Below are 7,628 nucleotides of genomic sequence, written 5' to 3'. Positions count from 1 at the left end.
GCGGAGACGGTGGTGGCGGTGGGCCAGCCGATGTCGTCGGTGCCGTTGGCGGAGGCGTAGGCGGCGGTGGGCCAGCCGATGGTGTCCGTCGCGGTCGCCTTCGTCGAGGAGGCCGGCCAGCCGATCGCGTCCGCGGCCGAGGCGGTGGAGAAGACGGTGGCGGCGACGGCGGCGGCGGTGGCGGCGATCTTGGCGATGCGGTTCATGGCTGGCTCCTCTGTGACAACTTCGCGTTCGTTGCTTGGCAACCTCTTGCCAAGAAGGTTGGCAACAAAATCTCGGGAATCACTGGGGAATTGGTGGAGATGCGCTCAAGAGGGGCACCAGAAGCGCCCCAGAACGCTGGATGCGGCGTCGGACTTGCCACCCAAGTGGGTCTCTGAACTGCACAAATGCCTGGTCTTGGCAGAAGTCGAGACCCTCTGGCAATGCTTGGCAATTCCTCTGGAAGAAAGCCGGACGGGACCGAGTCCGGAGCCAGGCAGAAGCCAGGGAGGGGCCAGGCGCAAGCGAGACGCATCTGGCAAAAGCCCCGCCACTAGAGCGCCGCCTGAGCCGATGTTGCCAAACCCGCGGACATCTTGGCAATGTGTTGTCAAGCAAGTGGCAATACATTGCCCCGCAGCACGGGGGGAGGCCCCGGAAGTGAATGCGATGTCCCACGGCGATCGAAGGGTCCACCTGAACGCGGCCGGTCTGGGCCGCATGCCCGAAGCCGTACGCGCGGTGCTCACCGAGTGGACGCGCCACGAGGACCGGTACGGGCCCCACGAGTTGGAGGAACACCTCGACGACGTACTGCACCGCGAGATCCACGAACGCCTCGCAGCCCTGCTGGGCGCGCCACCCGGGGACACCGTCCTGTTCACCGGCGCCGCCGACGCGTTCGCCACCCTCCTGTCGCGCCTCCCGATCGGCCCGCGCGACCGCATCTGGACGACTCCCTACGAGGGCGCCGCCAACCTCACCACCCTCTTCGCCCTGCGCGACCGGACCCGCTGCGGCCTGGACGTCGTACCGCTGCGCCCGGACGGCGACCTGGATCTGGAGTGGATGGCCTCGCACATCGACGACAGCGTCGCCCTCGTCTCCGTGGCACACGTCCCGGCGGGCTGCGGCATCGTCAACCCGGTGGAGGACGTGGGACGCATCCTGGCCCCTTACCGGTGCCTGTACGCCGTCGACGCCTCCTACGCGGTCGGACAGCTCCCCGTGGACGCGGCCCGCATCGGCTGCCAGTTGCTCACCGGGGACGGCTGGCGGTTCCTGCGTGGTCCGCAGTCCGTCGGATTCGCCTACGTGGCACCGGAGTTGCGGCACGCCCTGGCCCCGTACGGCCTCGCGCCGCACGTACCGCCGCACGGTGCGGCCGTCGCCGCGCTGAACACGGCCCTGGCCGAGCACGGCGCGGCCGTTCCCGACGAGGACCTGGCCATCGGTCTGCGCGCCACCGTCGAGGAGGCACCCGGCACCGAACTGATCGCTCCCGGGCGGATCCAGTCCGGCATCCTCACCTTCCGGCACGACGAACTGCCCGCCGCGCTGGTGCGACGGCAGCTCGCGGCCCACGGCGTCGTCGTGTGGAAAACGGTCGCGCAGGAGACCCCGCTGTACCTGCCCGGGCGCGGCATCACCACCGCCGTGCGCGCCTCCGTCCACCACGACAACTCACCGCAGGACATCGCATGGTTCGGTGAGGCCCTCCGGGACGTCCTGGCCGAGCCGCGACACCGTCCGGTGCGCGTTTCGCGCGCAGTGCCCGCCGCAGTGCCCGCCGCGGTGCCCTCGGCCGGCGCGGCCCCCGCGGCGCGCATCCCACTGCCGCGCCAGCGGACGGCCGGACGGCACCTTGCACTCGTGTCCGGCGGCACGTCGGACACCAGGCGGCTAGAGCCTCCGGCGTGACGGAGCAGAAGCCGTTGTGGAGCGGAGCTCGGGCGCCGGTGGACCGGCTGTGAATTAGGGGTTTTCCTGCATTCGAGCCGGGGTCAGGTGCCCGGTTAACAGGGGTTGGATGGCATTATGCCGCGTAATATCCGCCCCACATACTGGGTCGCATGGCGAACCCCACAGTGCTCACGGAGCAATTACCGTCGATCGCCCAGGGAACCGGGAGTGATTTTTCCCGCCTGTCGCGCAGAATTTCCGAGGCGGGGCTGATGGAACGGCGCCCGGTCTACTACAGCCTGCGATTCGGCGCGGTGGCGCTCGCACTCGTGGCGAGCTGCGTGGCGTTCGCCGTTCTGGGTGACAGCTGGCTGCAGCTCCTCGTCGCGGCCGCGCTGGCCGTGGTCTTCGGGCAACTCGGGCTCGCTGCCCACGACCTGGCCCACAAGCAGGTGTTCTCCCGCCGTCGACCCACTGAGATCGGCGGGCTGATCGCGGCCAACGCGCTGCTCGGCATGAGCTACGGCTGGTGGATGAACAAGCACACCCGCCACCACGCCAACCCCAACCACGAGGAGAAGGACCCCGACGTCGCGCCCAACCTCCTGGTGTGGTCGCGCCGGCAGGCGAGCGTGGCCCGGGGGCTCCCCGCGTTCATCGGCCGTCACCAGGCCGTCCTCTTCTACCCGATGCTCACGCTCGAAGGGTTCAACCTCAGCGTCGGCAGCTTCCGGGCCCTGTTCACCCCGGAGATGAAGCGGCCCCGCCTCGAGGGGAGCCTGCTCGTCGCGCACTTCGTCGTCTACTTCGGCGCGGTCTTCACCATGCTCTCCCCCGGCAAGGCGGTCGCCTTCGTCGCCGTGCACATGGCGCTGTTCGGCATCTACCTGGGCTCGGTGTTCGCCCCCAACCACAAGGGCATGCAGATGGTCACCGACGGCCAGGAGCTGGACTTCCTGCGCCGCCAGGTGCTGACCTCGCGCAACGTGCGCGGCGGCATGTTCGTCGACGCCTTCATGGGCGGCCTCAACTACCAGATCGAGCACCACCTGTTCCCCAGCATGCCCACCACCGCCCTGCGGCAGGCCCAGCGGATCACCGAGCAGTACTGCGCCGAGCTGGGCATCCCGTACCACCAGACGGGCCTGGTCGCCTCCCACCGCGAGGCACTGCGCCACCTCAGGAGCGCCGGCGAGCCCCTGCGTGCCCGCCGCTGATCAGCCTGCCCCCACCCGACCATGACACTCCCGTGGCCGTCGGCGGACATCCCGCCGACGGCCACGGGAGTGTGGGGTACGACTGTCAGAGCCCCAGCTTCACCTGGGCGCCGCCGTCGATCTTCAGGTGCAGGCCGGTGACGTAACGGGACTCGTCGGAGGCCAGGTAGACCACCGCGTGCGAGACGTCGCCGGGGGTGACGTACGGGATCGGCATGGCCTGGATGCCGGTGAAGATGGGCAGGGCGTCCTCGCGCGTCGGGCCCTCCTTGTCGGGCATGAACGCCTGGTAGACGGCGTCGTTCAGGAGCATGTCCGTCTCGACGTTGGTCGGGTGCACGGCGTTGACCCGGATCGCCTGCTGGGCCAGCAGCTGGGAGAGCGTGTTGACGTACTCGACGAGCGAGTGCTTCGCGAAGCGGTAACCGGCGAATCCCGGGCCGGCCTGCGACACGTCCGCGTGCCCCGGCTGCAGGCCCACGATCGAGCCGACGATGATGATCGAGCCGCCCTCGCCGAGGTGGGGCAGCGCCGCGTGCACCGTGTTGACGGCCCCCGACAGGTTGATGTCGACGGTGTCGACGTAGGCCTCGATCGGGCGGCCCGCGCCGATGGGCAGGATGCCGGCGTTGGGAATCACCACGTCCAGGCGGCCGAGTTCGGCCACCCCCTCGTCGATGGCCTGGCGCAGCGCGGCGCGGTCGCGGACGTCCGCGACCCTGACGACCGCGCGCTGCCCGGCCTTGCGGACCAGGCGGGCCGTCTCCTCCAGGTCCTCCGTGCTCGCCAGCGGGTACTCCACGCTGCCGACCTCGCCGTCGCCCAGGTCGATGGCGATGACGTCCGCGCCCTCCTCGGCGAGCCGCACGGCGTGGCTGCGGCCCTGGCCCCGGCCCGCACCGGTTATTACTGCTACTTTTCCTGCCAGCCGGCCCATGGGGCCCTCCTTCGTATTCGGTGCAGTCCACCGGAGTGCTATGACTCGCCTCATTATTGGCGCGTTCGCACGGCCCACAACGCGCCAATAACCCCTAAACAGATAGGGGGATGCCCGAAAAAACCCGGCACTCGAAGACGCGTTCTCGACAGGGGTGTCCCGCGGTCTGCGGTTCGTCCCGCGTTCCGGCGTGACCGGAGTGAAGCGGGGTACCGTGTGCGTGCCAGGCCCTGTCTCCAGGCCCTCTCATGCCGTCGACCGGAATGAGAGACAATCTTCCCGTGCTGTTCACGATTCTGGGGCCAATGGAAGCGCGGACCGCCGAGGGCGAACCACTCGAACTCGGTGGCGCACGACTGCGGTCCGTCCTCGCTCTGCTGCTGGAGGACGTGGGCAGGGTCGTGTCCACCGAGCGGCTGATCGACGAGGTGTACGGCGACGAGCCGCCCGCGAGCGCCGCCAACGCACTGCAGTCCCAGATCTCACGGCTGCGCCGCCGGCTCGGTGTCACCATCGAGTCGCTGCCGCACGGATACCGCCTCGACGTCGACCCCGACGACATCGACGCCCACCGTTTCGAACGCATGGCCAGGCAGGGACGCGAGGCACTCGCCCACGGCGACCACCGGCGCGCCGCCGCCCTGCTGCGGGAGGCGCTCGGTCTGTGGCGCGGACCGGCCCAGACCCAGGCCGCCGTACGCCTGGAGGAGTTGCGCCTGGCCGCCCTTGAGGACCGCATCGAGGCCGAGCTCGGCCTCGGTGAATCCGACGCGCTGGTACCGGAGTTGCGGCAGCTGGTGGAGACGCACCCGCTGCGCGAGCGACTGTGCGGGCTGCTGATGCGGGTGCTGCACGCCAGCGGGCGGCGGGCCGAGGCGCTCACGGTGTACGAGAAGGCCCGGGCCACCCTCGCCGAGGAACTGGGCACCGACCCGTCGGCCGAACTCTCCCGCTTCCACCAGGAGTTGCTCCGCTCGGACGGCGCCCCGGGAGGGACCACCCCGCGGGGCGTGCCCGCCCAGTTCACCAGCTTCGTCGGCCGCGACCAGGAACTGCACCGGATCCGCGAACTCGTCGCCAGCGCCCGGCTGGTCACCCTCATCGGGCCCGGCGGCGTCGGCAAGACCCGGCTGGCCGTGGAGGCGGCGAGCCGGGAACGCGCCGACGACATCTGCTTCGTGGAGCTCGCCCCCCTGGAGGACGGCGGCCAGATCCACGCCGCCGTGCTCACCGCGCTCGGCCTCAGGCCCGGCGCCGACGGCGGACGCGGACCTGAGGAACGCCTGGTGACCGCCCTGGCCGAGCGCCGGATGCTGCTGGTCCTGGACAACTGCGAACACGTCGTCGAGGACACCGCCCGGCTGGCCCGGCGGCTGCTCGGTGCCTGCCCCGGCGTACGGATCCTGTGCACGGGGCGCGAGGCGCTCGGCCTGACCGGGGAGGCGCTGTGTCCGCTCTCCCCGCTGGAGCGCCGCTCCGCCGTCCAGCTGTTCACCGACCGCGCGGCCGCCGTCTCGCCCGGTTTCACCCTCGACGCGACGCGGGCCGGCGTCGTGGAGTGGATCTGCACCGCCCTGGACGGGATGCCGCTGGCGCTGGAACTCGCGGCCGCCCGGCTGCGGACCCTGAGCGTCCAGGACATCGCCGCCCGCCTCGACGACCGGTTCAAACTGCTCTCCCGGGGCGACCGCACGGCGGATCCACGCCACCGCACACTGCGGTCCGTCGTCGAGTGGAGCTGGGACCTGCTGGACGCCGACGAACGGGCCCTGGCCCGTCGTCTGACGGTGTTCGCGGGCGGTGCGACCCTCGCCGCCGCCGAGGCGGTGTGCGGCCTGCCCGATACCGAGCAGCTGCTCGACTCGCTGGTGGGCAAGTCGCTCGCCGAGACCCGCGACGGGCGGGTGACGATGTTCGAGACGGTGCGCGCGTTCTGCGCCGAGCAGTTGGTGGAGTCCGGCGAGCAGGAGGAGTTCCGCCGGGCGCACGCCGCGTACTTCCTGGACCTCGCACAGCGCGCCGAGCCGTACCTGCGCCGCACCGAACAGGTGGAGTGGCTGGCCGTACTCGGTGCCGAGCAAGGCAACCTGGAGGCGGCGCTGCGCTGGTCGGTGGCCGCGGACCCCGAGGCGGCCCTGCGACTGGTGGCCGAGCTGACCTGGTACTGGTGGCTGCGCGGGCTGACCGTGGAGCACGCCACGCCCGCTGCGACGCTGCTGACCGCCATCGGCGAGCGGCCGCCGCCCGGCCTGGACGAGGAGTACGCCCTGTGCGCGCTCAACGCCCACACCGAGTGGGCCCTGGAGCAGGCCGCCGAACGCGCGGGCCCGGCGGAGCACCAGTGGCTCGACCGGGCCGACGCGGTGCTGCTCGGCATCGACCGGCCGCTCAGGCGCCCGATCCTGACCGTGCTGCGGGCGCTGATCGCGGGCCCCGGCCGGGCCGCCGACGAGGCCACCCGACGCCGGCAGATCGGTCCCGACCCGTGGTCGAGGGCGGTCGGTCTGATGGGTGACGGATTCCAGCCGTGGTTCGGCGGGCAGCCGGAGGAGGCCGAGGCGCAGTTCGTCACCGCCCTGGCGCACTTCCGGCAGACCGGGGACCGGTGGGGTATGGCCAACTGCCTCGATCCGCTGGCCACGTTCGCCGACTGGCGCGGCGACCAGGAGCAGGCCCTGGCCCACCTGGACGAGGCGATGGTCCTGGTCGGCCAGCTGGACGCGCCCGAGGAGATGGCGGGCCTGCTGTGCCACCGCGCCGATGCCCTGCTGCACTGCGGGGACTTCGAGCAGGCCGGGGCCGACTACCGGCGGGCCGCCGAGCTGGCCCGCCGGGTCGGCAGCTCCGACAAGGTGGCCGCCGCCCAGCTGGGCCTCGGCGACATGGAGCGGCTCAGGGACAACACGGCCGGGGCCCGGGAGTGGTACGAGCGGGGCTTGGCGTCCTGCGGGGACCACTGGTTCAGCGGGGCGCTGATACAGCGCCTGCACACCGGTCTGGGCCGCGCCGCCGAGGCCGAGCAGCGGCCCGCGGAGGCCCGTTCCTGGCATGAACTGGCGCTGCGCAGGGCCCTGGAGCTGCACACGCCGGCCGACCTGGCGCAGGCGGCGGAGGGACTGGCGGGGCTGGCCGTGCTGGAGGGCGCGGGGGAGCGGGCGGCGCTGCTGCTCGGCGTCGGAGTGGCCCTGCGCGGCATGGCCGTCGCCGGCGACCCGGACGTGGCCCGCACCGAGACCGCGGCCCGCGCCCTGACCGGGGACCAGGCCTACGCGGACTCCCACGCCCAGGGGCGTGCGCTGAGCCTGGAGGCGGTGCTGATGGTGCTCGGTCAGCCGTGGTCGGGGGACGGCGTCTGAGCTGTGGTGCGGGGCCGGGCGGTGGTCCGTGGGCGGGGTCGGGCGCTGACCGGGCTTGGCGGCGGTGGCCGGCGCATGGTGGTGGAGATGGTCGAGCCGCTGGTCAGGGGCGTGCGCTGAGCCTGGAGGCGGTGTTGATGGTGCTCGGTCAGCCGTGGTCGGGGGACGGCGTCTGAGCTGTGGTGCGGGGCCGGGCGGTGGTCCGTGGGCGGGGTCGGGCGCTGACCGGGC

At 71.8% G+C, this 7,628-nt stretch carries 5 protein-coding genes; 3 read left to right on the top strand and 2 right to left on the bottom strand.

The window, feature by feature from the left end:
* A partial coding sequence (locus ACIPSA_RS41310; protein ID WP_402644770.1) for a hypothetical protein occupies positions 1 to 206 on the bottom strand: 206 nt, incomplete at its 3' end.
* Between the two features lie 448 nt (positions 207 to 654).
* On the opposite strand from ACIPSA_RS41310, the gene ACIPSA_RS41305 reads away from it, so the two are divergent.
* The gene (locus ACIPSA_RS41305) at positions 655 to 1,905 is read left to right on the top strand and encodes an aminotransferase class V-fold PLP-dependent enzyme (RefSeq protein ID WP_402644972.1); all 1,251 of its coding nucleotides are present in this window, start codon (positions 655 to 657) and stop codon (positions 1,903 to 1,905) included.
* Between the two features lie 152 nt (positions 1,906 to 2,057).
* Positions 2,058 to 3,104: a fatty acid desaturase family protein gene (locus ACIPSA_RS41300; protein ID WP_402644767.1), complete on the top strand. Its 1,047-nt coding sequence runs from the start codon at positions 2,058 to 2,060 to the stop codon at positions 3,102 to 3,104.
* An 85-nt stretch (positions 3,105 to 3,189) separates the two neighbouring features.
* On the opposite strand, the gene ACIPSA_RS41295 is transcribed toward ACIPSA_RS41300, so the two are convergent.
* On the bottom strand, positions 3,190 to 4,041 hold the full coding sequence (locus ACIPSA_RS41295; RefSeq protein WP_402644765.1) for a mycofactocin-coupled SDR family oxidoreductase: 852 nt from the start codon (positions 4,039 to 4,041) through the stop codon (positions 3,190 to 3,192).
* Between the two features lie 305 nt (positions 4,042 to 4,346).
* On the opposite strand from ACIPSA_RS41295, the gene ACIPSA_RS41290 reads away from it, so the two are divergent.
* Positions 4,347 to 7,397, top strand: a complete 3,051-nt coding sequence (locus tag ACIPSA_RS41290) for a BTAD domain-containing putative transcriptional regulator (RefSeq protein ID WP_402644763.1) — start codon at positions 4,347 to 4,349, stop codon at positions 7,395 to 7,397.
* Positions 7,398 to 7,628: the final 231 nt, after the last annotated feature.

This window comes from Streptomyces sp. NPDC086549 (assembly GCF_044746205.1).
In the GTDB taxonomy this organism is placed as follows: Bacteria; Actinomycetota; Actinomycetes; order Streptomycetales; family Streptomycetaceae; genus Streptomyces.
The sequence above is the reverse complement of the archived record's forward strand: the minus strand, read 5'-3'. Positions and strand labels throughout refer to the sequence as shown.